The 23,081-nt window shown below is 33.9% G+C and carries 21 protein-coding genes; 15 read left to right on the forward strand and 6 right to left on the reverse strand.

Annotated elements, in window-relative coordinates:
• Window positions 1-178: 178 nt before the first annotated feature.
• From jag to rpmH, 4 genes are all read right to left on the reverse strand, one after another.
• Window positions 179-1,141, reverse strand: coding sequence for an RNA-binding cell elongation regulator Jag/EloR (jag, locus tag ACQV2P_RS05530; RefSeq protein WP_428894728.1), 963 nt, complete (start codon window positions 1,139-1,141; stop codon window positions 179-181).
• 18 nt (window positions 1,142-1,159) lie between these two features.
• Window positions 1,160-1,999: a membrane protein insertase YidC gene (gene yidC, locus ACQV2P_RS05535; protein ID WP_428881933.1), complete on the reverse strand. Its 840-nt coding sequence runs from the start codon at window positions 1,997-1,999 to the stop codon at window positions 1,160-1,162.
• Window positions 1,989-2,369 carry a ribonuclease P protein component gene (rnpA, locus tag ACQV2P_RS05540; protein ID WP_428873042.1) on the reverse strand — a complete coding sequence of 127 codons (381 nt, stop codon included), beginning with the start codon at window positions 2,367-2,369 and terminating at the stop codon, window positions 1,989-1,991. The genes yidC and rnpA overlap by 11 nt, the downstream gene beginning before the upstream one ends.
• Before the next feature lie 113 nt (window positions 2,370-2,482).
• Window positions 2,483-2,620, reverse strand: coding sequence for a 50S ribosomal protein L34 (rpmH, locus tag ACQV2P_RS05545; protein WP_258436956.1), 138 nt, complete (start codon window positions 2,618-2,620; stop codon window positions 2,483-2,485).
• A 488-nt stretch (window positions 2,621-3,108) separates the two neighbouring features.
• Here rpmH and dnaA point away from each other — a divergent pair, with 488 nt between their 5' ends.
• From dnaA to ACQV2P_RS05615, 14 genes are all read left to right on the forward strand, one after another.
• Window positions 3,109-4,449: a chromosomal replication initiator protein DnaA gene (dnaA, locus tag ACQV2P_RS05550; RefSeq protein ID WP_428873043.1), complete on the forward strand. Its 1,341-nt coding sequence runs from the start codon at window positions 3,109-3,111 to the stop codon at window positions 4,447-4,449.
• 158 nt (window positions 4,450-4,607) lie between these two features.
• Window positions 4,608-5,756, forward strand: a complete 1,149-nt coding sequence (gene dnaN / locus ACQV2P_RS05555; RefSeq protein ID WP_428894729.1) for a DNA polymerase III subunit beta — start codon at window positions 4,608-4,610, stop codon at window positions 5,754-5,756.
• A gap of 195 nt (window positions 5,757-5,951) precedes the next feature.
• The gene (yaaA, locus tag ACQV2P_RS05560) at window positions 5,952-6,176 is read left to right on the forward strand and encodes a S4 domain-containing protein YaaA (protein ID WP_428873045.1); all 225 of its coding nucleotides are present in this window, start codon (window positions 5,952-5,954) and stop codon (window positions 6,174-6,176) included.
• An 8-nt stretch (window positions 6,177-6,184) separates the two neighbouring features.
• The gene (gene recF / locus ACQV2P_RS05565; protein WP_428873046.1) at window positions 6,185-7,294 is read left to right on the forward strand and encodes a DNA replication/repair protein RecF; all 1,110 of its coding nucleotides are present in this window, start codon (window positions 6,185-6,187) and stop codon (window positions 7,292-7,294) included.
• Between the two features lie 10 nt (window positions 7,295-7,304).
• A complete protein-coding gene (gene gyrB, locus ACQV2P_RS05570) occupies window positions 7,305-9,239 on the forward strand; it encodes a DNA topoisomerase (ATP-hydrolyzing) subunit B (RefSeq protein ID WP_428885069.1) in 1,935 nt (644 codons plus the stop codon).
• Between the two features lie 24 nt (window positions 9,240-9,263).
• Window positions 9,264-11,777 (forward strand): DNA gyrase subunit A, encoded by a 2,514-nt coding sequence (gyrA, locus tag ACQV2P_RS05575; RefSeq protein WP_428885070.1) that lies wholly within the window; start codon window positions 9,264-9,266, stop codon window positions 11,775-11,777.
• Window positions 11,778-11,892: 115 nt separating this feature from the next.
• Entirely contained in the window at window positions 11,893-12,192 is a 300-nt protein-coding gene (rpsF, locus tag ACQV2P_RS05580; protein ID WP_428875074.1) for a 30S ribosomal protein S6, read from the forward strand.
• 36 nt (window positions 12,193-12,228) lie between these two features.
• The gene (ssb, locus tag ACQV2P_RS05585) at window positions 12,229-12,741 is read left to right on the forward strand and encodes a single-stranded DNA-binding protein (protein WP_428873160.1); all 513 of its coding nucleotides are present in this window, start codon (window positions 12,229-12,231) and stop codon (window positions 12,739-12,741) included.
• Window positions 12,742-12,764: 23 nt separating this feature from the next.
• Window positions 12,765-12,998, forward strand: a complete 234-nt coding sequence (gene rpsR / locus ACQV2P_RS05590) for a 30S ribosomal protein S18 (protein ID WP_428873050.1) — start codon at window positions 12,765-12,767, stop codon at window positions 12,996-12,998.
• A gap of 121 nt (window positions 12,999-13,119) precedes the next feature.
• Window positions 13,120-15,117, forward strand: coding sequence for a DHH family phosphoesterase (locus tag ACQV2P_RS05595; RefSeq protein ID WP_428873051.1), 1,998 nt, complete (start codon window positions 13,120-13,122; stop codon window positions 15,115-15,117).
• A gap of 2 nt (window positions 15,118-15,119) precedes the next feature.
• A complete protein-coding gene (gene rplI / locus ACQV2P_RS05600) occupies window positions 15,120-15,572 on the forward strand; it encodes a 50S ribosomal protein L9 (RefSeq protein WP_428873052.1) in 453 nt (150 codons plus the stop codon).
• 23 nt (window positions 15,573-15,595) lie between these two features.
• Window positions 15,596-16,975, forward strand: coding sequence for a replicative DNA helicase (dnaB, locus tag ACQV2P_RS05605; protein WP_428876220.1), 1,380 nt, complete (start codon window positions 15,596-15,598; stop codon window positions 16,973-16,975).
• Between the two features lie 69 nt (window positions 16,976-17,044).
• Window positions 17,045-17,854 (forward strand): hypothetical protein, encoded by an 810-nt coding sequence (locus tag ACQV2P_RS05610; protein WP_428894730.1) that lies wholly within the window; start codon window positions 17,045-17,047, stop codon window positions 17,852-17,854.
• A gap of 33 nt (window positions 17,855-17,887) precedes the next feature.
• Window positions 17,888-19,078: an acetyl-CoA C-acetyltransferase gene (locus tag ACQV2P_RS05615; protein WP_428875071.1), complete on the forward strand. Its 1,191-nt coding sequence runs from the start codon at window positions 17,888-17,890 to the stop codon at window positions 19,076-19,078.
• 375 nt (window positions 19,079-19,453) lie between these two features.
• On the opposite strand, the gene ACQV2P_RS05620 is transcribed toward ACQV2P_RS05615, so the two are convergent.
• Window positions 19,454-20,311: a cation diffusion facilitator family transporter gene (locus ACQV2P_RS05620; protein ID WP_428885072.1), complete on the reverse strand. Its 858-nt coding sequence runs from the start codon at window positions 20,309-20,311 to the stop codon at window positions 19,454-19,456.
• Between the two features lie 43 nt (window positions 20,312-20,354).
• Window positions 20,355-21,302, reverse strand: coding sequence for a C39 family peptidase (locus tag ACQV2P_RS05625; protein ID WP_428876222.1), 948 nt, complete (start codon window positions 21,300-21,302; stop codon window positions 20,355-20,357).
• 212 nt (window positions 21,303-21,514) lie between these two features.
• Here ACQV2P_RS05625 and ACQV2P_RS05630 point away from each other — a divergent pair, with 212 nt between their 5' ends.
• Window positions 21,515-22,984 (forward strand): alpha-amylase, encoded by a 1,470-nt coding sequence (locus ACQV2P_RS05630; protein WP_428873058.1) that lies wholly within the window; start codon window positions 21,515-21,517, stop codon window positions 22,982-22,984.
• Window positions 22,985-23,081: the final 97 nt, after the last annotated feature.

A 23,081-nucleotide genomic window follows, 5' to 3' on the forward strand; every position in this document is an offset into this window, starting at 1 on the left:
CTAAAACAAGCTATATTATATCATAATTTTTATAACCTTCTAATATAATTTTACTAGTGCTTCGTTTTAAAAATAAGTCCATTGATTTATTCATGATAATTTTCAATTATGACTAAACATTTATAAAAAAGGTTTGAGAGAAAAAATCCCTAAGCAGAGCTTAGGGACGTAATTAATATTATGGGACGTAATCTACCACTAAATATCGATTAGGATCTTTACCTTCAGAGTGGGTTGCAATATGCTCATATTGTCCAAGATAAGCATGAATTTGTTTGCGTTCATAAGCAGGTAACGGATCTAGGATGACTGTTTGTTTGGTAGTTAAAACTTGCTCAGCAGTTCTTTCTGCCATTTGTTCAAGTACATTTAAACGACGGTCACGGTAATCCCCAACATTTAATAAAACTGAGATTCGTTTACGATCACGTCTATGCAATAAAACCTGAACTAAAGTCTGTAAGGAATTGATAATTTTTCCATGTTTACCAATGACTAAACCTGATTTGTCCGTTTCAATATTAAAAACTAACTGATTACCTCTTAATTCGTATTCAATGTGCGATTCTGCACCATATAAACGAATAACTTCTTCGAGGTAATGGCAAGCCGCTTGATACTCTTCTTCTATTGTAGATTCACTTTGTGCAACCTCTGTTTCAGACGTTTGGTTTTCATTTGAAACTTTTTCACTCACTTTTGGCTCGACTGTTTCAGATTTTTGAACAGATTTTTTATCTTCTGCTTGTTTTTCAATGGAAGATTCTTTTTCTAAAACAACATTGTCAGTTTTTCTTTGATCGTGAACCTCTTCTTTAACAGGCTCACTGTGTTTTTGATTATTTTGACGGATATAATCTTTAGTTTTATTTACTGTTTCTTTATGTTTTTGACCTGTTTTATCCTTATGTTCCATTCCAACTTTTTTTTCTAATTGATTGGTTAATTCTTTTAATGATAGATCAGTCTTAGCTTCAATATGAACTACTGCTTCTTGCTTACCGAAGCCAAAGAAACCTTTTTTTCCTTCACTTATAATACGGATATCGGCTTCTTCTCGACTAATTCGCAATTGTTTTAACCCTTTTTCAATAGCTAATTCGACATTTTCAGCCCTAACAGTCATATTATGATCTAACATATCATCACTCCTTTTAATTTATTTACGACTTTTAACTTTTTTCAAGGCCTTACGCAATTGACGCTCTTTTTCTTTTTCATGAGCAATGCGTTCTTGGCGTTCTTTAATCATTTTATATGGATTGTTAAAAATTAAAATAATAATTACAGTAATTAAATTCGATATAAACCAATAAAGTGAAACTGCACTAGGTAAAGCAAAAGATATAGAGAAAATCATAATTGGCATAGTTATCATCATAATTTTCATTGAAACATTTTGTTGAGGATTTGCTTTACTACTTAGGTAAGTAGATAAAAATGTGAATAGAGCCGCTAAAAGAGGGAAAATAAAGTAAGGGTCTGGTTGTCCTAAATCAACCCAAAGAAACTGTCCTTGTCTTATAAGCTCTGTTCGCGAAATCACTTGATACAAGGCCATCAAAATTGGTAATTGAATTAAAGTTGGTAAGCAACCTGCGAATTGATTAACTCCTTTTTCATCAAACAATTCTTGTTGCTCAGCTTGAAGTAATTCCATTGAGTGACGATCTTTATGAGGGTACTTAGCTTTAATGGCTTCAATTTCCGGTTGTAACTCCATTATTTTATTTTGAGATTTCATCTGCATTAATGTCAAAGGGGTTAGCAAAAGACGAATTAAAAGGGTTAAACTAATAATACCTAAACCAAAATTATGACCCATTAAACCACTTAGCCAAACAATAAATTGAGAGAAGGGATAGAGAACAAATTGATCCAAAAGATTTGATGAATCGTTAGTAATCGGTTCATTAATATTTGCACAAGCAGATAATACCACTACAATAGCTGATAGCAGTGAAAGTTTTAAAATTTTATTTACTTTTTTATTGCTCATTACGACCTCCAGATTTTTCTAGTTTAAATAATGGTTGGATAATTTTAGCTTTCTTCATAACGTGAATAATCGATTTCTTTATTTGCTTTAAATCCTTATCACAAATATCCTTACGAGCAATCAATAGAAAATCAACTTCAGGAATAACCATATCTTCCACCTCATGCAAGGCTTGTCTTAAATAGCGTTTTATTTGATTTCTAAAAACTGCATTACCTAACTTTTTACTTACTGATAAACCGACACGAAAATGTTTTTGACCTGGTTTTGAATAGGTATAAATAACCAGTTGACGGTTTGCTGTAGAGTTTCCTTGATGAAAGACTCTTTGAAAATCCTTATCACTTTTTACTCGATATTCTTTTTTCATTAGACTATCACTCCGATGTTTTAGAGTCCTCATAATATTATATCAAAAATAAGAATAATTGGAATCTCTCTCTTTATTTTATAAAAAAAAGGCCTCACTTGGAAGCCTCAAAATTATGCAGTTAACTTTTTGCGTCCTTTTAAGCGGCGCTTGCTTAATACACGACGTCCATTTTTTGTTGACATGCGTTTACGAAAACCGTGTTCTTTACTACGTTGACGTTTTTTAGGTTGGTATGTTCTCTTAGTCATGCAATACACCTCCTTGTTGCTAAATATAAACAATACTAGAATAGTTTATAAGAATGACTCCTTTAAAGTCAAGTGTTTTTTAATATTCTATTAAATATCTCAATCGATGTAAAATCTTAACAATTGTCAACAACTTATCCACAGTTTTTAAACAAACCCTAAAAAAATAAACTTCTTTTAACAAACTAGAGGATAAAATTATCCACATTTTCTAAGCTTGTCAATAAATATTATTTTATCCACAAACTCTGTTGAAAACATTATTTAAACCTTTAAGAAAGTTGATGACATAGGAATTGTTATTTTTTTCTTTTGCACAAATCTACTTAATGTTTACTAAACTATTTTTTTATCCACACATTTAATTAACATGTGGATAACTTAAATGTGAGTATGTGGATAGAGCTTTTTACACATTCTCAACTTGTGGAAAACTCTAAATATGATACAATAATCTTAACTATATTAACTTATTCGAGGTGAAATGAATGGATGAAAAAGATCTTTTTTGGCAAGGAGTTCAAGATTATTTAAAAGAAATCCTGTCCACTTCTTCCTATCGATCCTGGGTTGAACCTTCAATCCCTACTCGAATTGGTAATCAATCAATTACGATTGCAGTTCCTAATCCGATGACTAAAAAATATTGGGAAAATCATTTGGTAAACTATATATTGCAATATAGTCGTGAACGATATGGTATTGAATATGAACCTCAATTTATAATTTATCAAAGCAAGCAAAATGAACCCATGCTTTCGAAATCGATTGATAAGCAAGGAGAGACAGATAGTCTTCCAAGCTTTTCTGACTCAAAATTAAATCCTTCTTATACCTTTGAAAACTTTGTGATTGGTGAAGATAATAAAATGGCTGCAGGAGCTGCCCTGGCAGTGAGTGATGGTCCAGGAAAAACTTACAATCCCTTTTTAATTTATGGTGGTGTAGGTTTAGGAAAAACTCATTTAATGCAAGCTATAGGTAACGATATCCTACGTAAAAACCCTTCTACTAAAATTAAATATGCAACCAGTGAATCTTTTGTTAATGATTTTATTACCAGTATTCAAAACGGTTCTCAAAAAAAATTTAGGGAAATGTATCGTGAAATAGATGTCTTATTGATCGATGATATTCAATTTTTATCGAAAAAAGATGCCACTCAAGAAGAATTTTTCCATACCTTTAACGAACTTTATAATAATAATAAACAAATTATTTTAACTTCAGACCGTTTACCAAATAATATTGATAATCTCGAGGAAAGGCTTATTTCACGATTCAAATGGGGATTATCAACCGACATTACCCCTCCTGATTTGGAAACTCGTATCGCTATCCTTAGAAAAAAGGCTGCAAATAATCGATTGGATATTGATTCTGAAACTCTCACATATATCGCTAATAATGTAGATACAAACATACGTGAATTAGAAGGAGCTTTAATGAGAGTTTTTGCCTATGCAGCTATAGAGGGCAAAGAAATTACAAGTCATTTAGCCGCAGAAGCTCTCTCTTCTATTTTTGGAGAGCAAAAAGAAAAGGTAATTGATGCCGAATCTATCATTTCTACTTGTAGTCAATTTTATAAAATATCCACTGAACAAATTAAAGGAAAGAAAAGGAACAAAGAAATCGTTACTGCTCGTCAAATTGCTATGTATCTTACACGTGAATTAACAGAACTATCTTTTCCTAAAATTGGTGAAGCTTTCGGTAATAAAAACCATACGACGGTTATCCATGCTTATGAAAAAATCTCTGAAGATCTTAAAAGTAATACTACCCTCAAACATGAAATTGCAACAATCAAACAGATGCTAGAATAAAGAATGTGGATAAGTCTACTGTAAAAAATCATCTTTACACATAGTCATCAACAATGCTAAAGCCTAGTTTGTAGAACTCTTTATCACTTATACACTCTATCAACAAGCCCTACTATTATTACTTAGATATATAATAATTATTTATAAAGGAGAAAATTATGAAATTTACAATTAACCGATCTGCTTTTACTCAACAAATAAATAATGTTCAAAGAGCTATTCCTTCTAAAACAACCATTAACATTCTATATGGAATTAAATTATCTTTAGATAGTAATGGAATGACTTTAATAGGTAGCGATGCTGATATATCTATCGAAAGTCATATTGCAGTTGATGAACCCTTAGCTAATTTACAAATTGAAGAAACAGGCCAAATTGTATTACCTGCACGTTTATTAAATGAAATTATTAAAAAATTACCACAAGATGAGGTAATAGTGAGTGTAGATGATCAATTTAAAGCAACTATTCAATCTGGTAATGCAAAATTCCAAATTGTTGGTATTGATGGAAATGAGTATCCTCGTTTGCCTATTATTGACCTAGATCATCAAATTCAACTTCCAACACTTACTTTTAAAAATATGATTCATCAGACTATTTTTGCAGCTTCTAATCAAGAATCACGTCCAATTTTAACAGGACTTCACTTAATGCTAGAAAAAGATTACTTAGTGGGAGTGGCAACAGATAGCCATCGTTTAAGCCAAAGAGAAATTCCTTTAAAATTAACTGAGAATTCGCATCATTTAGAAGCAATCACTGTTCCTAAAAAAACAATGATTGAATTGGCTAGAATAGTTCCTGATAATGCTGATTTAATGATGACTATATCGAATCAACAAATTATTTTTACTTTCGAAAATATAACAATTTATTCACGCTTACTGGAGGGTAATTACCCTGCTACTGATCGGTTAATTCCTAATTCATCTGAAACAGAAATCATCTTAAATGCGGCTGATTTTCTGCAAGCAATTGAACGGGCCTCTTTAATGTCACATGAAGGAAAAAATAATATTGTCCAATTAGATATTCAAACAGACCATATCGAGTTATTTGTAAAAGGAAATGAAATAGGGAATGTGGCAGAAGAAATTCAATTTGTTTCCTCAAATGGTGAAGAGCTTCAGATTTCATTCAACCCTGACTATATGAAAGAAGCTTTAAGATCTTTTGGCGATATAGAAATTACCATTCAATTTAATTCAGCAGTTCGTCCAATGCTTATAACACCAAGTGTAAAGAGTGAATTACCCCACAATGATTTACTGCAATTATTAACACCAGTTCGTACACATTAAAACTTTTTAGCGGGTCTAATAAACGACCTGCTTATTTTTTGCCATTATTTAGCATTTAAGCCTAATTTAACTTAAATAAGCTTTTTATACTCTGAAGGTCAAATTTATTTAAAATGGCATTTTTTCGCCAAAAATTTGAGATTTAAGCTATTTAGTAGTATAATGAATCTAATAAATTACTAATGAGGTGGCCAAATGGAACATAAAAAAGTCAAAATAGATAGTGACCATGTAACACTCGGCCAATTATTAAAAATAGTAGATTTAATATCCAGTGGTGGAATGGCTAAATGGTACTTAGGTGAATTTACTGTCTATTTAAATGGCGAATCAGAAAATCGACGAGGAAAAAAATTATATCCTGGAGACCGTGTGGAGTTTGTTCAGGATGAATTAATAGTAGATGTCGTAGATCAATAAGATAGCTTATGAAAATAAAAGAATTAAATTTAACCAATTTTAGGAACTATAAAGAGCTTTCGATTGATTTTCATGACGGTCTAACTATTTTAGCTGGTGAAAATGCCCAAGGAAAAACTAACATCCTTGAGGCCATTTTTTTGTTGTCTTTGGCTAAAAGTCATCGAACCAATCATGATCAAGAAATGATTAGTTGGGAAGAAGATTATGCAAAGATAGTCGGCCAAATAACCACTAAAAACTCTCAATTTCCTTTAGAAATCATATTAAATGATAAGGGTAAGATTGCTAAATACAATCACCTCGATCAAAAGAGACTTTCTCAATTTATAGGTAAATTAAATGTTATCCTCTTTTCTCCTGAAGACATGCAATTAGTTAAGGGTTCTCCAAGTCTAAGAAGAAAGTTTTTAGATACAGAACTCGGTCAAACCCATCCCATCTACCTACAAAATTTATTAGAATATCATCGCTTACTTAAACAAAGAAATGCTTATTTAAAGCAAGCGCGTGAAAAACATACTTATGATCCAGTTTATTTAGACATCTTAACTGATCAGCTAATTGATGCAGGAAGCCAAGTAATTAAATATCGTTTGCAATTTGTTAAAGATTTAGAAGCAATGGCTCACCCGATTCATTATGAACTTTCTAATGAAAGAGATAGCTTATCAATGGTCTATAAGTCTTCCTCTTCTAAACTTGATTATGAGAAGATTGATTTAATTAAAGATCAAATGAGTGAATTGTTCAAATTGTCTATTCAAAGGGAAATCCATCAAGGAGCTACCATATATGGACCTCATCGAGACGATTTAATTTTTAATATTAATGGAAATTCAGCTCAGCAATTTGCCTCACAAGGCCAACAACGAACAGTTGTTCTTAGTTTAAAGTTAGCTGAATTGGATTTATTTTATACAATTGATCAAGATTATCCAGTTCTTTTATTAGATGATGTTCTGTCCGAGTTAGATGATCATCGTCAATTTATTTTGATGAGTAAAATCGAAGGGAAAGTTCAAACAATTTTAACCACAGCTAGTATTGAAAATATTCATATTCAAGAGCTAAAAAATTCTTCAATAAGACATATAAGTAAAGGTAAAGTTCAATAGGAGGATACAAATGGCAGAAAATAACGACAAGAAAAATGTAACTCAACCCCAATATGATGCTGAACAAATCCAAGTATTAGAAGGATTGGAAGCTGTCCGTAAACGACCAGGAATGTATATCGGATCTACTGCGAGTACTGGATTACATCATTTAGTTTGGGAAATTGTTGATAATTCTATTGATGAAGCTTTAGCTGGCTATTGTAGTCAAATTGAAGTAGTCATAGAAGCGAATGGTTCTATTTCGGTAACAGATGATGGTCGTGGAATCCCGATCGATATTCAGTCTAAAACAGGCAGACCTGCTGTTGAAACGGTTTACACCGTTTTGCATGCGGGTGGCAAGTTTGGTGGTGGCGGTTATAAAGTTTCAGGTGGTCTCCATGGTGTAGGAGCCTCTGTTGTGAATGCTTTATCAAGCGAACTATCGGTGGAGGTTTCACGTAATGGAAAAGTTCATCAAATTAAGTTTGAAAGAGGAGCTATTGTATCTGAGTTAAAGGTGGTTGGAGAAGCAACGGAAACAGGTACTAAAGTTAATTTTGTACCGGATCCGTCAATCTTTACCGAAACAACGGATTTTAAGTACGAAATATTAAATGAGCGTATCCATGAGCTAGCTTTCTTAAATAAAGGTTTACGCATTTCTTTACAAGATCGACGGATGGATCGCGAAGCTGATGATAGTTATTTATTTGATGGTGGAATTAAATCATACGTTTCTTATCTTAATGAAGACAAGGGATTAATTTTTGATGAACCTATCTATATTGAAGGTGAACAAGATGGTATTGCTGTTGAAATCGCTCTACAATATACAGATGCTTACCAATTAAATTTACTGTCTTTTGCTAATAATATTCACACTTATGAAGGAGGAACACATGAATCAGGTTTTAAAACAGCTTTAACACGGGTTATTAATGACTATGGTCGTAAAAATAACTTACTTAAAGATGGTGATGATAACTTATCTGGAGAGGATACTCGTGAAGGTCTGACAGCTGTTATTTCGGTTAAACATCCAGATCCTCAATTTGAAGGTCAAACTAAGACAAAATTAGGGAATTCTGAAGTACGAACTGTAACAGATCGCCTTTTCTCTCAACATTTTGAAACATTTTTATTGGAAAATCCTAAAGTTGCACGTTTGATTTTAGATAAAGGAATTCTAGCTTCAAAAGCACGAATGGCTGCCAAGCGAGCTAGGGAGATGACCCGTCGTAAATCCGGTTTAGAAATCGCAAACTTACCTGGTAAATTAGCGGATTGTTCTTCTAAAGACGCAGAAAAATGCGAACTATTTATTGTCGAGGGAGATTCAGCAGGTGGTTCGGCTAAACAAGGCCGTTCAAGAATGTATCAGGCTATTTTACCAATTAGAGGGAAAATCTTAAATGTTGAAAAGGCCTCAATGGAGCGTATATTGAGTAACATTGAAATTCGCTCGCTATTTACTGCCATGGGCACTGGTTTTGGAGCAGAATTTGATGTGAGCAAAGCCCGTTATCATAAACTAATCATTATGACCGATGCAGATGTCGATGGTGCGCATATTCGTACGTTATTATTAACGCTTATTTTCCGCTATATGCGTCCTTTGATTGATGCAGGCTATGTTTATATTGCACTTCCGCCACTCTATAAATTAAAAGTTGGTAAAAAAGAGATTTATTTAGATACACATGAGCAATTACTCCAATGGGAAAAAGAAAATCCAAATACTAGGTATTCATTACAAAGGTATAAGGGTCTTGGAGAAATGAATGAAGATCAACTTTGGGAAACAACGATGAATCCTGAAAATCGTCGGATACAGCGAGTGACTGTTGATGATGCAGTAGAAGCGGATGCAGTGATGTCTATGTTGATGGGAGAAGAAGTAGAACCCCGTCGTGTCTTTATTGAAACAAATGCAGTCTATGTACGTAACTTGGATGTATAGAATTACCCTTGAAAGGAGTTAGTCATGACGGAAGATCATTTTGATGTTAGCAAACAATCTTTTGAAGAAATCAATTTACCTGATGAAATGCGTAATTCATTTTTGGACTATGCTATGTCAGTAATTGTCGCAAGAGCCCTACCAGATGTTCGTGATGGATTAAAACCTGTTCATCGTCGTATTCTATATGGTATGAATGAATTAGGTGTTACACCTGATAAACCACATAAGAAGTCAGCCAGAATTGTTGGGGATGTTATGGGTAAGTATCACCCTCACGGTGACTCTGCAATCTATGAAGCCATGGTAAGGATGGCGCAACCCTTCTCCTACCGCCAAATGTTAGTTGATGGCCACGGTAACTTTGGTTCAGTCGATGGTGATGGTGCAGCTGCAATGCGGTATACTGAAGCTAGAATGGCTAAAATCACTCTAGAAATGTTAAGAGATATTAATAAAGATACAATTGATTTCCAAGAAAATTATTCTCAAGAAGAAAAAGAACCGGTTGTATTACCAAGTCGTTTCCCTAACCTTTTAGTTAATGGAGTTTCTGGTATTGCAGTTGGTATGACAACTAATATACCACCGCATAATTTAGAAGAAGTCATTGACGCTTTACAAATTCTTATGCGTAATCCAGAAGCGACTGTGGATGAATTGATGGAAGCTTTACCGGGTCCTGATTTTCCTACTGGTGGAATTATTGTTGGAAAATCAGGTATTCGCCAAGCTTATCGGACAGGTAAAGGAAAAATCACAATTCGCGGTAAAGTTGAAATTGAATACTTTGGTAATAATCAAGACCGTGAGCGAATTATTATTAAAGAATTACCTTATGGTGTAAATAAAGCTAAATTAGTTGAAAGAATTGCTGAATTGGGTCGTGATAAGCGAATTGATGGTATCTCCTATATTGCTGATGAGTCTGGTCGTGAAGGTATGCGGATTGTAGTTGAAGCACGTCGAGACGCTTCTGCTCATGTTATTCTAAATAACTTATATAAACATACTCCTTTACAGACTAACTTTGGTATTAATATGCTAGCGATTGATTTCGGAGTTCCTAAAATACTAAATTTAAAAGAAATTCTTGAAAAATATTTAGCCCATCAAGTTGAAGTGATTACGCGACGGACTAAATTTGAAAAAGGAAAAGCAGAAGATCGGGCTCACATCTTACAAGGTCTACAAAAAGCCTTAGATGTCATTGATGAGATTATTGCTATTATTCGTTCTTCCCACGATTCAGAAACAGCTAAGCAAGAATTGATTAATCGTTTTGAATTTTCGCAAATTCAAGCACAATCTATTTTAGATATGCGATTGGTTCGCTTAACTGGATTAGAACGAGAAAAAATCGATGCCGAGCTAAAAGATTTACAAGAATTGATTGTTCGCTTGACTGAAATACTTTCTTCTCAAGAAAGAATTTATGAAATTATTCATGATGAATTAAGAGAAATACTTAAGAAATATAATGATCCAAGAAGAACTGAAATCAAATTGGGTGAAATTCAGTCTCTTGAAGATGAAGATTTAATTGATGAGGAAGATATTTTGATTGCTTTAACCACTTCTGGTTATATTAAGCGTATGACTGAAGATGAGTTCCGTGTTCAAAATCGAGGTGGTAGAGGGGTTAAAGGAATGGGAGTGAGTGACGAGGATTCCATTCAAAGCTTAGTTTCTGCCTCCACCCATGATACCCTCCTCTTTTTCACTAATTTTGGTAAGGTTTATCGCGCTAAGGGTTACGATATGCCTCAATATGGAAGAACTTCGAAGGGCTTACCTATTATTAACCTCTTAAACTTAGATAAAGAAGAGTATGTAAGAGATATAGTTAATATTCGTAGAGAAGCTGATGATGAAGACACTCATCTCTTGTTTGTTACTAAAAATGGGACCGTTAAGCGTACTTTAGTAAGTGAATACTATAACATTCGTACCAATGGTTTAATTGCTATTAAATTAAGAGAAAATGATCAGTTAGTGAATGTATTAATTACTGATGGACAAAAAAATATTATCATTGGTTCTAATAATGGTTATGCCGTTAGCTTTAATGAAAATGATGTCCGTGATATGGGTCGGACAGCCTCAGGTGTCAGAGGTATGAGACTCCGTTCAGGAGATTATGTTATTGGTGCTGCTATTTTAGATGATGATAAGCAAGTTCTTGTAGTGACAGAAAATGGTTACAGTAAGCGAACTGAATCTAACCAATATGCTATTAAAAACCGAGGCGGTAAAGGTGTAAAAACATCTAATATCTCTCAAAAGAGTGGTAAATTAGCTGGTTTAGTCACTGTTGATGGTGATGAAGATTTACTAATCATGACCAATGAAGGAGTCGTCATTCGTGTTCATATCGATTCGATTTCAACCGCTTCAAGAGATACCTTGGGAGTTAAGGTTATTCGATTAGATGATGATTCTATCGTTGATAAAATTGTTGTCATTGAAAAAAATGAAGAAAATACAGAAGAAGATATGTCGGAATCTGATAATTCAATAGAAAATTCAGAGGAATAGAAAAATTAGATTGATTTCTTAAAAATAGAGTGATAAAATTATTAAATGTGAGTTAATAGCTTAATAGCTTAACTCCTTGCTCTATGGAGCCATTAGACCAAAAGGAGGTGCAGTCATGAGTCAACCAACTAAATATGAAATCCTTTATATTATTCGTCCAGATATGACCGACGAAGCAAAGAAAGAATTAATTGCTCGTTTCGATCAAATCTTAGTCGATCAAGGATCAGAAGTTGTCGAATCAAAAGACTGGGCTAAGAAACGTTTAGCATACGAGATCAACGATTATCGTGAAGGTGTTTACCACTTAATTACTTTAACCGCTGATGATGCTAAAGGGATCAACGAGTTCGATCGTCTAGCACGAATCAACCGTGATATCTTACGCCATATGATTACAAAAGTAGAAGAATAATCACTATGTTTCACGTGAAACACTTGTAGGAGGAAAATTATGAATACCGTACAATTAGTTGGGCGTTTAACCAAGGAAATTGATTTACGCTATACTTCTTCAGGAACTCCAGTTGGAAGTTTTACACTAGCTGTAAATCGCAGTTTTACCAATCAACAAGGTGAGCGTGAAGCAGATTTTATTAATTGTGTGATTTGGCGTAAAGCTGCTGAGAATTTAGCTAACTTTACCCGTAAAGGTTCTCAAATTGGAGTCGAAGGTCGTATCCAAACAAGAAGTTATGATAATCAACAAGGACAGAGAGTATATGTTACTGAAGTTGTTGTAAGTAACTTTCACTTATTAGAACCAAAATCAGTGACTGAACAACGTCCAGTTTCCGATGGTAATCAATCATACAAACAACCAAATCAAACGAATCAGTTTAAAGCTCAACCAAATCAAACGAATAGTAATGATTTTAGTTTTAATCAAGACTTCAGTCAAAATAGTAATCCATTTGGTGACAGTCAGAAGGTGGATATTTCTGAAGATGATCTACCATTTTAGAATAATGTAGAGGAGGAAAATGCATGGCACAACGTCGTGGAGGAAGACGTAGAAAAAAAGTTTGTCATTTCTGCGCTAATCATATCGATTATATTGATTACAAAGATACAGATCTTTTAAAAAGATTTATTTCAGAAAAAGGCAAAATTTTACCTCGTCGTGTAACAGGTACTTGCGCAAAGCATCAACGTACATTGACTAATGCAATTAAACGCGCACGGATCATGGCTTTATTACCATTTACCGTTCAAGAATAATATTTGACCACCCTTTGGGTGGTTTTTTTGTTTCACGTGAAACATTAAGTAATTAATTAGTAGATAGAACATTTCACTTAAATATGATAAAATAAGTGATATTAATACTACGAGGTGTACTGTGTTTAAAAAAATAAAACTAAAAGAATTTTTTGATTACTTCCATTCGCTTCAAATTTCTTGGCAGATTTATTCTATTTTATTAATTTATATAGTTTTAATTGGAGTAGCCTTTAAATTAGAGTGGCGTATAGGTGTATTATTACTAATTTTCCTTAGTATCATCATTCTATTTTTTACCTTTAATATTAAAGGTTTTATTAAGGATTTAACGAAGATGGCGAGTCATATGTCAGAAAATGCTTCTTTAGCGCAAGAATATGCCCTATATAATGCTCCAATAGGAGTAATACTCTATGATCAAGAAGAAAGAGTAACGTGGACTAACCCAGCTATTAAGAAGATTTTTGAACAGGATATTATTGGTGAAAAAATTGAAAAAGTGGATGGGAAATTGACACAAATTCTTGGACAAAGTAATATGAGTCAATGGCAAGAAGTGTCTTTAACTAATGGTTATTACCGAGCCTTACATCATCATGAATATAAAGCACTTTATCTTTATGACATTACACAAGATATCGAAATTCAAAAAGTAATCGGTGAATCCATTCTAGTAATGGGATCTTTATTATTAGATGATTTTGATGATCTCATTTATGCGATGGATGATGAAGCAAGTGCAAAATTTGAATCTGATTTAATCAGTCGTCTTAATCGCTGGGCAGATCATTATCAAATTTACTTAAAGCAAACTGATGAAGATCAGTTTCTACTTTTGTTGAATGAGAGTTCTTTAAATGAACTCGAAAAAGAAAAGTTTGAATCCATTGAAGCTATTAAAGAGTATTATACCAGTCGAAAAATTCCTATATCGCTTTCTCTCGCTTTTTCTTATAGTCGAAATACTCAACAAAATATAATTGAAGTTTCCAAGCAGGTTAAATCCAACCTAGACTTAGCACTAGGTCGTGGCGGAGACCAAGTTGTTATTCGTGAAATAGAAGGAAAAGCAAGGTTCTATGGCGCAAAGACTAGTTTTACAGAAAACCGTTCGGATATACGCAGTAAAATGTTTTTCCAGGCGCTTAAAAGTACGGTATTGACTTATGATCGAATTTTAATTAGTGGACATCAGTCACCAGACTTAGATTCAATTGGTTCAGCCTTAGCTGTCAGACAAATTGTAAAATCTTTTGATCGCCAAGCCAAAATTCTGATTGATAGAGATGAACTCAACCAAGATATAAAAGGGATTATTAATAATGAGTACTTCGAGAAGTCTGATGAAGAAGTTTTCATTGAAGAAGCAGATTTAGATAACTACTTAAATGAAAAAACTCTACTAATTTTGGTAGACCATCATCGAGCGATGATTTCACAAGCTGAGTCTATCTTTTTTGACTACGATATTGTTATTATTGATCACCATCGCCAGGCAGAAGAATTCCCCAAAAATTGTGTGCTAAGTTATTTAGAACCTTCGGCTTCATCAGCGGTCGAATTACTCACGGAATACTTTAGTGTGATGGATGAAAAGGAAAATGCAATTGATGAAATGCTTGCAACAGTTATGCTAGCTGGTATAATTATTGATACCAATCAATTTTCTTTAAGGACCGGGTCGAGAACTTTTGAAGCAGCGGCATATTTAAAGTCTATGGGTGCAGATAATATAAAAATTAAGCATCTGTTAAAAGAAAGTTTAGAAAGCATTAAAATTAAAAATCGCTTGATTGAGAATACTGAAATAATCGATAAGGTCTTTGCGGTAACAGTAACGGATGAAGATATAGTAGTGGACAATGTCTTAGCTTCTCAAACAGCTGATGATTTGTTAGGAATTGATCAAATTGAAGCTTCATTTGTTATTTATAAACGCCATGAGAACGAAATAGGTATTTCAGCTAGAAGCTTGGGTAAAATAAATGTCCAAGTTATTATGGAAAAGCTTGGAGGTGGAGGTCATTTATCTAACGCAGCAACACAGATAAAAGACCAAACAATCCAAGAAGTAGAAGAACAATTAATTAAGGTAATTAATGTTAAGGAGGACTAAAAATGAAAGTCATTTTGTTAGAAGATGTTCGTAAGCAAGGTAAAAAGGGTCAGATTATAAATGTTTCAGATGGTTATGCTAATAATTACTTAATTAAAAATGGTTTAGCAAAAGTAGCTGATGCTAAAGCAATGAGTGAATTCAAAGCACAAAAGAAAGCTCAAGCAAAGTTGGAAGCGGAAGCATTGCAAGAGGCAAAAGATTTAAAAGTACAAATTGAAAAAGAAGAAACCATCGTTATCATTTCAGCTAAATCAGGTGAAGATGGTCGTTTATTTGGAACCATCCCTTCTAAACAAATAGCACAAGAATTAAAGAAACAATACGACATAGAAGTAGATAAACGTAAAATTGAGTTAGAAAATAACCTTTCATCCTTAGGTTTCCACAATGTTCCGGTTAAATTGCACACCGAAGTAATAGCAACTATTCGTGTAAAAGTCGAAGCAGTTTAGATAAAATATAAAGAGGTGAGACGATGGATATTTCGCAAATGAATCAGATGCAAGCACCTCAAAATATTGAAGCAGAAAGATCTGTCTTAGGTGGTCTTTTATTAGATCCAAAGAAATTAGCAACTGTTCAAACACTTTTACAAGAGCAGGACTTTTATAAAGTAGCCCATCAGCAAATTTTTGCAGCTATGGAGAGAGTTTTTGATCGCGACAATACCTTAGACCATTTGATGTTAAAGAATCAATTAGATGCTTTGGATCAATTAGAAAATGTCGGAGGCTATGAATATATTGTTGAACTAACAGGTTTCACTCCGACCACTGCTAATATTGAAAATTATGCCAGAATTGTTAAAGAAAAATCTATATTGCGACAACTCATTCATGCATCATCGAAAATTTCTCAAGTTGCTTATGATGAAGAACATGCAATAGAAGAGATCATCGATCAAAGTGAAAAGTTAATTTTATCAATAGGAGAAGGCTCTCAGAGTAATAGACCTCAAATGATGAGGCAATTGATAGCCGAGGCTTTTGATAATATCGTAAAATTAGCAGAGGAAAAACGCGATGTTGTTGGTCTTCCTACTGGTTATCATGAGCTGGACAAATTAACTAGTGGTTTTCAACCCGATCAGTTAGTTATTATTGCCGCTAGACCTTCTGTTGGTAAAACAGCATTTGCCTTAAATATAGCACAGAATGTCGCAACTAAATCTAAGGTTCCAGTTGTAATTTTCTCCTTAGAGATGGGTGCATTAGACATGGTATATCGGATGATTTGTGCAGAAGGAAGTATACATGCATCGAATCTACGAACAGGGCAATTGACGGATGATGAATGGAAAAGTTTCACGGTAGCAACTGATATATTAAGAGAAGCTCCTATTTATATTGATGACTCAGCTGGTATACGTGTTTCAGAAATTAGGGCTAAGTGTCGTCGTCTAAAACAAGAAAATCCTGATTTAGGTTTAATCGTCATTGACTATTTACAACTTATTGATGGAAATGGAAGAGAAAACCGCCAACAAGAAGTCTCAGAAATTTCGCGTCAGTTAAAGAAACTTTCTAAGGAATTATCGGTTCCAGTAATTGCCTTATCACAACTTTCTCGTGGTCTGGAACAAAGGCAAAATAAGCGACCTATTTTAAGTGATATTCGCGAGTCGGGTTCAATTGAACAAGATGCAGATATTGTCGCTTTTCTTTACCGTGAGGATTATCACCAGCAAAATGGTGATGCAGACGAAGGACACAAGGACGATTTACCAGATAATACGGTAGAAGTAATTATTGCTAAAAATAGAGCAGGTGCAAGAGATACTGTCAAACTACTTTTTAAAAAAGAGTATAATAAATTTTCAAGTTTATCCTATCAAAAAGAACCTTTTACTGTATAATATAGTAAAAGGTTCTTTTGTTATTTGACAAAGAGTAGTGATTTGAAAGATAGAATACGAGGAGATAATATGGAAGAATATTTAACAGCCCAGGAATTTGCTGATGAATTAGAAGTTACTCGACAATTGATCTATTATCATGCAAAAAAGATTCCTAATGAGGAGAAAGTGTATAATGAAGAAAACAGATTGGTTTTTACAAAAGAACAGCAAAAGCTATTAAAATCTTTTATGACAGATACATTTGACACTCAAATAGAAGAAACAGTCAAAGCCAAAGCCGAAAATAAAAATGAAGTGACAAAAGAAAAAAGTCAGAATTATGAAGAAAGTATAAAAAATAAACCAGGTGAGGAAAATACTGAATCTCTAGATCATTTGACAGAACTCAAGCGTGATTTTTCTTATGATCCTGAACTGGCGAAGCAAATCTCAATTGTCCTTGAAAATGAACGTGACTCAAAAAACGAAAAGTCAAGTGAAAACGAAGAAGTAAAAGAAAAAGGCTCTTCAAATACTATAAAAAAAAATCTGATGTCAGATGATACGGATCTAAAAAAACAGCAACAAGCCATTAGAACTTATATTGAAAAGACTGTCAAAGAACAACTGAAAGAAAAATGGTTGAAGGATGAAAAAGAAAGAAATGTTCTTATTAATGAACTAAAAGAAAAAAATAAACAAATTAATGATTTACTGCAATTAGTCGACCAGCAACAGCAGCTAATGCTCTTGACAGAAAAGAAGAATAATCATTTAATAGAGACTATTGAACATCTGGGAATAGAAGATAAAGTAGCTCAATCCTCTTCGGATGAAGATGATGAACAAAACGAATCAATTAAGTCAAAGTCATGGTTGCAAAGGTTATTTAGCTAATTTTATTCGCAGTAAGAAATTTAGGAGGATTTTATGAATTTAGAGGAAGTAGTGATTGTTTCAGCAAATCGAACAGCTATAGGAAGATTTGGCGGCAGTTTGAAAGATGTTTCGGCAGTGGAAATGACTAGTCAGTTACTCAAAAGGATGCTTGATAATATCACTCTCGATCCTTCTTTAGTTGATGAAGTTTTCATGGGAAATGTCTTGTCCGCAGGTTTAGGTCAAAACGTTGCTCGTCAAATAGCTATTCAATCTGGTATTAGTTTCAAAACACCTGCTACAACTATCAATCAAGTTTGCGGATCCGGAATGAAAGCTGTTATGTTAGCTAGCCAGTCTATTATGACAGGTGAAAATGAAATTGTGGTGGCGGGGGGTTGTGAAAATATGAGTCAAGCCCCTCATATTCTTTCCAATCATCGCTGGGGCTCCAAGCTAGGCAATGATAGGGTAGTGGATACTTTAGTTTTTGATGGTTTGACTGATGCTTTTGAAGGTTATCACATGGGAGTAACCGCTGAAAACTTGGCTGAAAAATATCAAATCAGTCGCGAAGAACAAGATGAATTTGCGTTAAGCAGTCAAAAGAAAGCTGAAAAAGCTTATTCTTCTGGTCGGTTTAAGCAAGAAATTATTCCTATTGTCCAAATGAAGCGTGGTCAAGAAGTTGTTTTTGAAGAGGATGAAAATATTCGCATGGGACAAACTCTTGCCGACTTAGAAAAATTGAAGCCAGTTTTTAAAGAGAATGGGACTGTGACTGCAGGCAATTCCTCAACTATTAATGATGGTGCTGCTGTCTTACTCCTAATGTCTAAGCGTAAAGCGAAAGAGTTAGGACTAGAAATAATGGCTAGTATTCGTTCAATAGGTAAAGCAGGCGTTGAACCCTCTTTAATGGGAACAGGACCTATTCCAGCTACTCAAAATGCTTTAAATAATGTCGGTTTAACCATTGAAGATATGGATTTAATCGAAGGAAATGAAGCATTCGCAGTCCAATCTTTAGTAGTCAATCGAGAATTAGGAATTAAGGACGAAATCATTAATGTTAATGGAGGAGCTATTGCTTTAGGGCATCCAATTGGCTGTAGTGGAGCGAGAATTCTTGTCACCCTGATTCACGAAATGAAGATACGTAATGTGGAAAGAGGATTAGCGACCTTATGTATAGGTGGCGGACAAGGAAATGCTGTCATAATAGAAAGAACGCGAGCATAATTTTACAAAAAATAAAGGGGCTGGGACAAAAGCCTTGAATAATTAAAGAAAGTCCGGTCAACGAGACAATCGTTAATCGGACTTTTTCTTTAAAAATATAAACCATGTCTTTCGATCAAGCCGACACCTTCCTGGAAGCCCTCGTTACGATTGAGAAGCGTTTGTAAACGTAAAAGAAAAAGCGAAGTTAGATTTTACTCGCCACTCCCTTTGCGATAAAGATAAGGTGAAGATCGAAGTCAAGCTGATATTTGTGGTCAATAATCTACGTAAATACGCAAAGTAGCGAGCCTAGATTGGAAAGTCACTTTCCAATCTAGGCTCGCTGAAAATTTTGAGGCGGCTGAGAAGCCCTTTTGTTCCAGCCGCTTTAATTTATTCATAGGGTTCAACATGAATGTCAATATCTTTAATTTGAAATTGATCTTGTAAGATAGCTTCGATTTCTTCTGTAATACAATGTGATTGATAGACGGACATACTCGGATCTAAAGCAATGGTAACATCTAAATAGATCAGTTGTGTAGCCATTCTTGCGCGAATGGAATTAATAGCAATCACATCAGGGTGGGAGAGAATACATTTTTCATAAATTAATAATGTTTCAGGGTCAAATCCATCTGATAAAGTAAAAGTCGATTCTTTAAAGACTTCAAAGGCAGACAGTATAATAATAATGCCCACTGTAATTGAAAGAAACGTATCGATAATAGGAAAGCCCCAGCTGACACATAAACTTCCGATAAGAGTTGCTATTGAAATAAGTAAGTCACCTTGCATATCCTTAGCAGTAGCTTTTAAACCGACAGAATTTGATTGGGTGGCTAATTTTTTTAAATAGGACTTCGTTAAAGTCAGAATTACGATTGAAAGAAGTGTAGTAAGAAGAACTTGTTGGCTTGTTTGTGAATAGTCTTTGGAAAAAAGTTGACTCATTCCTGAAAGAATTACTTGAAAGCCAATTGTGAACATTAGCAAAGAGACAATGAAACTGGATATAATTTCGTATTTTTCATGTCCAAATTTATGGTTATGATCAGCAGGCTTCTTTGCTAAATATAATCCAATCCACACAGCAGAAGAGGCAATAATGTCTGATAAGTTATTCAGACCATCAGCTTGTAAAGAATTTGCTTTAAAGATTGAAGCGGTAGTTAACTTGATTGTTGTCAGTAATAAATAAACTGTAATTCCAATCACTGCACCTTTGGAAGCAAGTTTGTAATTATTCATAAAGATTGAAAACTCCTAACGGTTTATTTCTATGAAATTAAATTTAATCATTATAAAAAGACCAGTAGTTTAATCCTTCATCTAGCAAAATTTGCTCATTAATGGGCTGGAAACTATACATTTTTTCAGGATTATCATTGGGATCATTGACATAGACATAGCCAGGTTCATAGCCACGAATTACGATAATGTGACCTACATCGGTAAAGAAACCAGGTTTGACAGATGCAATCACCACTTGGCCTTTTTGAACAGCTTCCATAGCAGAGTAAAAATTATTACCATGATTATAAAAATTAAATCCATGATCGGTTGCATAATCTGAAAATATAGTCCAGGAGGTACCCTCATTTTCGAAAAAATAATCGTGACCGGACCATTCAAGCACTTCTTCTGGCTCAACCAATCGGTTGGATAGATAAGAATATACCATGGCTAAAGATACGATTGCACAACCATTGTCACCTAAAGTATCTTGTTGACTAGCGCCATAATCGATGTCTGAATAAAGGGGTGACTTTTGTAAAATTAATGGAACATCCATTTGTAAATAAGAGTTTTTACTAGCGAAGGAAGGCTGATCAGGGAGAAAGAGGGTTCCTTCTCTTTCAATACTCATCTGGTTCTCATTGATGGCTTGTACAATATCTTGTTGAGCACTCATAATATTTCCTTGATAATCTGTTCTTATAATATCAGCAATCGATTCTTGAACATCTTGAATGGAAGCTGTTTTGGAACCATATTTATTTAATTCAAGGGCCAGCATTTTTTCTTCTTCTGTAGCTGTTTCTTCATTAATGGTTTCATTTTTTACACTCGGTAATTTTTTTTTAATTAGTGCTTGATTGGATGTTGTAACTTTCTCTGGACTGGTATTTTCTTTTGTAGAAAGATGGTTTAAGTAGAAAGTTAAGCTTAGACTTAATAGGATGGTTATAAGGGATAAGAAGGCTGCAAGACGATTTATTTTGTCTTGAAATGAATGCATGGTTTTCCTCCTCAATGGAGCATTACTCCGTAAATTCTTGTTTATGATAGCATAAATTATAAGGGAAACCTATCGAAAAACAAAACTAAAAAATTTGTAATCATATCGCAATTAGGTAAATTTAAATTTTAAATGAGAATCTCTAAGAGCTTATTTGTGACTATTTTTAAGTCCTGTGTTTTAATGGAAGAGTATATAAAGGAGAGAGTACAGTGGAAAAAAATAACTTATTGATGCAGTATTTTGAATGGTATCTGCCTAATGAAGGAAAACATTGGATAAACTTACAAAATGATGTAGATCACTTGTATGAAATAGGTGTGGATCATATCTGGCTTCCTCCTTTTTGTAAAGCCACTTCTATTAATGATGTGGGATATGGAGTCTATGATCTTTGGGATTTGGGCGAGTTTGATCAAGCAGGAAATGTGCGCACTAAGTATGGTAAAAAGGAAGACTTATTGAAGGCTATTCAATTACTCAAACAAAAAGATATTCTACCAATTGCTGATCTTGTGATTAATCATAAGGCTTATGCAGATGGTAAAGAAAAATTTCATGTGATGAAAGTGAATCCTGAAAACCGTCAAGAAATGATTTCTGATCCTTATGAAATTGAAGGTTGGACCCATTTCTATTTTCCAGGTAGAGCGAATAAATACTCAGATTTTGAATGGCACTGGTACCATTTTAGTGGCATTGATTATGATGCGACTAATAATGAAGAGGGTGTTTATTTAATTTTAGGCGACGAAAAAGGTTGGGCTGATGATCAATCGGTAGATAGTACCTATGGTAATTATGATTATCTGATGTTTGCTGATATTGATTTTTCTCATCCTGAAGTAAACGAACATATCAAACAGTGGTTAAAATGGATGGTGAATGAAACGGGAGTTAAAGGTTTACGCTTCGATGCATTAAAACATATTGATTCTCACTATATAAAAGAACTCTGTGAAGAAATTAATTTTACACAAGGTGATGATTTTTATTTAATTGGTGAATATTGGAATCCTGATCTTGAAAAAAAATTAGATTATTTAGAATCGATTAATTATCAGTTAGATCTCTTTGATGTAGGCTTACATATGAATTTATACCAAGCCAGTCAAGCGGGTAATCAGTATGATTTAAGTAAAATTTTTGCAGGAAGCTTAGTTAAGGACAATCCATTAGTCAGTGTAACATTTGTTAATAATCACGACACACAACTAGGACAATCTCTTGAGTCTCAAGTCGAAGAATGGTTTATACAACATGCCTATGCTTTAATTCTTTTGCGTCAGCAAGGACTTCCTACTCTCTTTTATGGCGATTATTATGGAGTACAAAATGGAGAGAAGTCCCCATCCTATCAAGAGCAAATCGATCCTTTACTACACTTGCGAAAATATCATACTTACGGAGAGCAAGTGGATTACTTTGACCATCGAAATACCGTAGGCTGGACTTGTCTAGGAACACAAGAACATCCCTACGGGATAGCAGTAGTGATGACAAATAGTGAGGCAGGTTTTAAAGAGATGAGTATGGGTGAATTGAATGCAGGAGCTATTTATGTTGATTATCTAAATAATCACTCAGGCAAAGTAGAATTAGATGAGCAAGGAAAAGGATTTTTCCCAGTTAATCAAGCTTCAGTATCTGTTTGGATTGATGAAAAAGCTATATGGGACTAGTGAAATAAGATAAATTTAAAACTATTAAAGATAGATATATCTAAAAGAATCACGTATAATATTATTAAGCGTTTTCATATAAACGGCTTATTTAGCA

Source organism: Facklamia sp. P12932 (assembly GCF_050409545.1).
Lineage (GTDB): Bacteria > Bacillota > Bacilli > Lactobacillales > Aerococcaceae > Facklamia.

What these genes read in the sequence shown, in the direction of transcription:
- dnaN (WP_428894729.1), top strand. Translation starts at nt 4,608, where the DNA reads ATGAAATTTACAATTAACCGATCTGCTTTTACTCAACAAATAAATAAT.
- yidC (WP_428881933.1), bottom strand. Translation starts at nt 1,999, where the DNA reads ATGAGCAATAAAAAAGTAAATAAAATTTTAAAACTTTCACTGCTATCA.
- rpsF (WP_428875074.1), top strand. Translation starts at nt 11,893, where the DNA reads ATGAGTCAACCAACTAAATATGAAATCCTTTATATTATTCGTCCAGAT.
- recF (WP_428873046.1), top strand. Translation starts at nt 6,185, where the DNA reads ATGAAAATAAAAGAATTAAATTTAACCAATTTTAGGAACTATAAAGAG.
- rpmH (WP_258436956.1), bottom strand. Translation starts at nt 2,620, where the DNA reads ATGACTAAGAGAACATACCAACCTAAAAAACGTCAACGTAGTAAAGAA.
- ACQV2P_RS05615 (WP_428875071.1), top strand. Translation starts at nt 17,888, where the DNA reads ATGAATTTAGAGGAAGTAGTGATTGTTTCAGCAAATCGAACAGCTATA.
- ACQV2P_RS05625 (WP_428876222.1), bottom strand. Translation starts at nt 21,302, where the DNA reads ATGCATTCATTTCAAGACAAAATAAATCGTCTTGCAGCCTTCTTATCC.
- dnaB (WP_428876220.1), top strand. Translation starts at nt 15,596, where the DNA reads ATGGATATTTCGCAAATGAATCAGATGCAAGCACCTCAAAATATTGAA.
- ACQV2P_RS05620 (WP_428885072.1), bottom strand. Translation starts at nt 20,311, where the DNA reads ATGAATAATTACAAACTTGCTTCCAAAGGTGCAGTGATTGGAATTACA.
- rnpA (WP_428873042.1), bottom strand. Translation starts at nt 2,369, where the DNA reads ATGAAAAAAGAATATCGAGTAAAAAGTGATAAGGATTTTCAAAGAGTC.
- gyrB (WP_428885069.1), top strand. Translation starts at nt 7,305, where the DNA reads ATGGCAGAAAATAACGACAAGAAAAATGTAACTCAACCCCAATATGAT.
- rpsR (WP_428873050.1), top strand. Translation starts at nt 12,765, where the DNA reads ATGGCACAACGTCGTGGAGGAAGACGTAGAAAAAAAGTTTGTCATTTC.
- gyrA (WP_428885070.1), top strand. Translation starts at nt 9,264, where the DNA reads ATGACGGAAGATCATTTTGATGTTAGCAAACAATCTTTTGAAGAAATC.
- dnaA (WP_428873043.1), top strand. Translation starts at nt 3,109, where the DNA reads ATGGATGAAAAAGATCTTTTTTGGCAAGGAGTTCAAGATTATTTAAAA.
- ACQV2P_RS05610 (WP_428894730.1), top strand. Translation starts at nt 17,045, where the DNA reads ATGGAAGAATATTTAACAGCCCAGGAATTTGCTGATGAATTAGAAGTT.
- rplI (WP_428873052.1), top strand. Translation starts at nt 15,120, where the DNA reads ATGAAAGTCATTTTGTTAGAAGATGTTCGTAAGCAAGGTAAAAAGGGT.
- jag (WP_428894728.1), bottom strand. Translation starts at nt 1,141, where the DNA reads ATGTTAGATCATAATATGACTGTTAGGGCTGAAAATGTCGAATTAGCT.
- yaaA (WP_428873045.1), top strand. Translation starts at nt 5,952, where the DNA reads ATGGAACATAAAAAAGTCAAAATAGATAGTGACCATGTAACACTCGGC.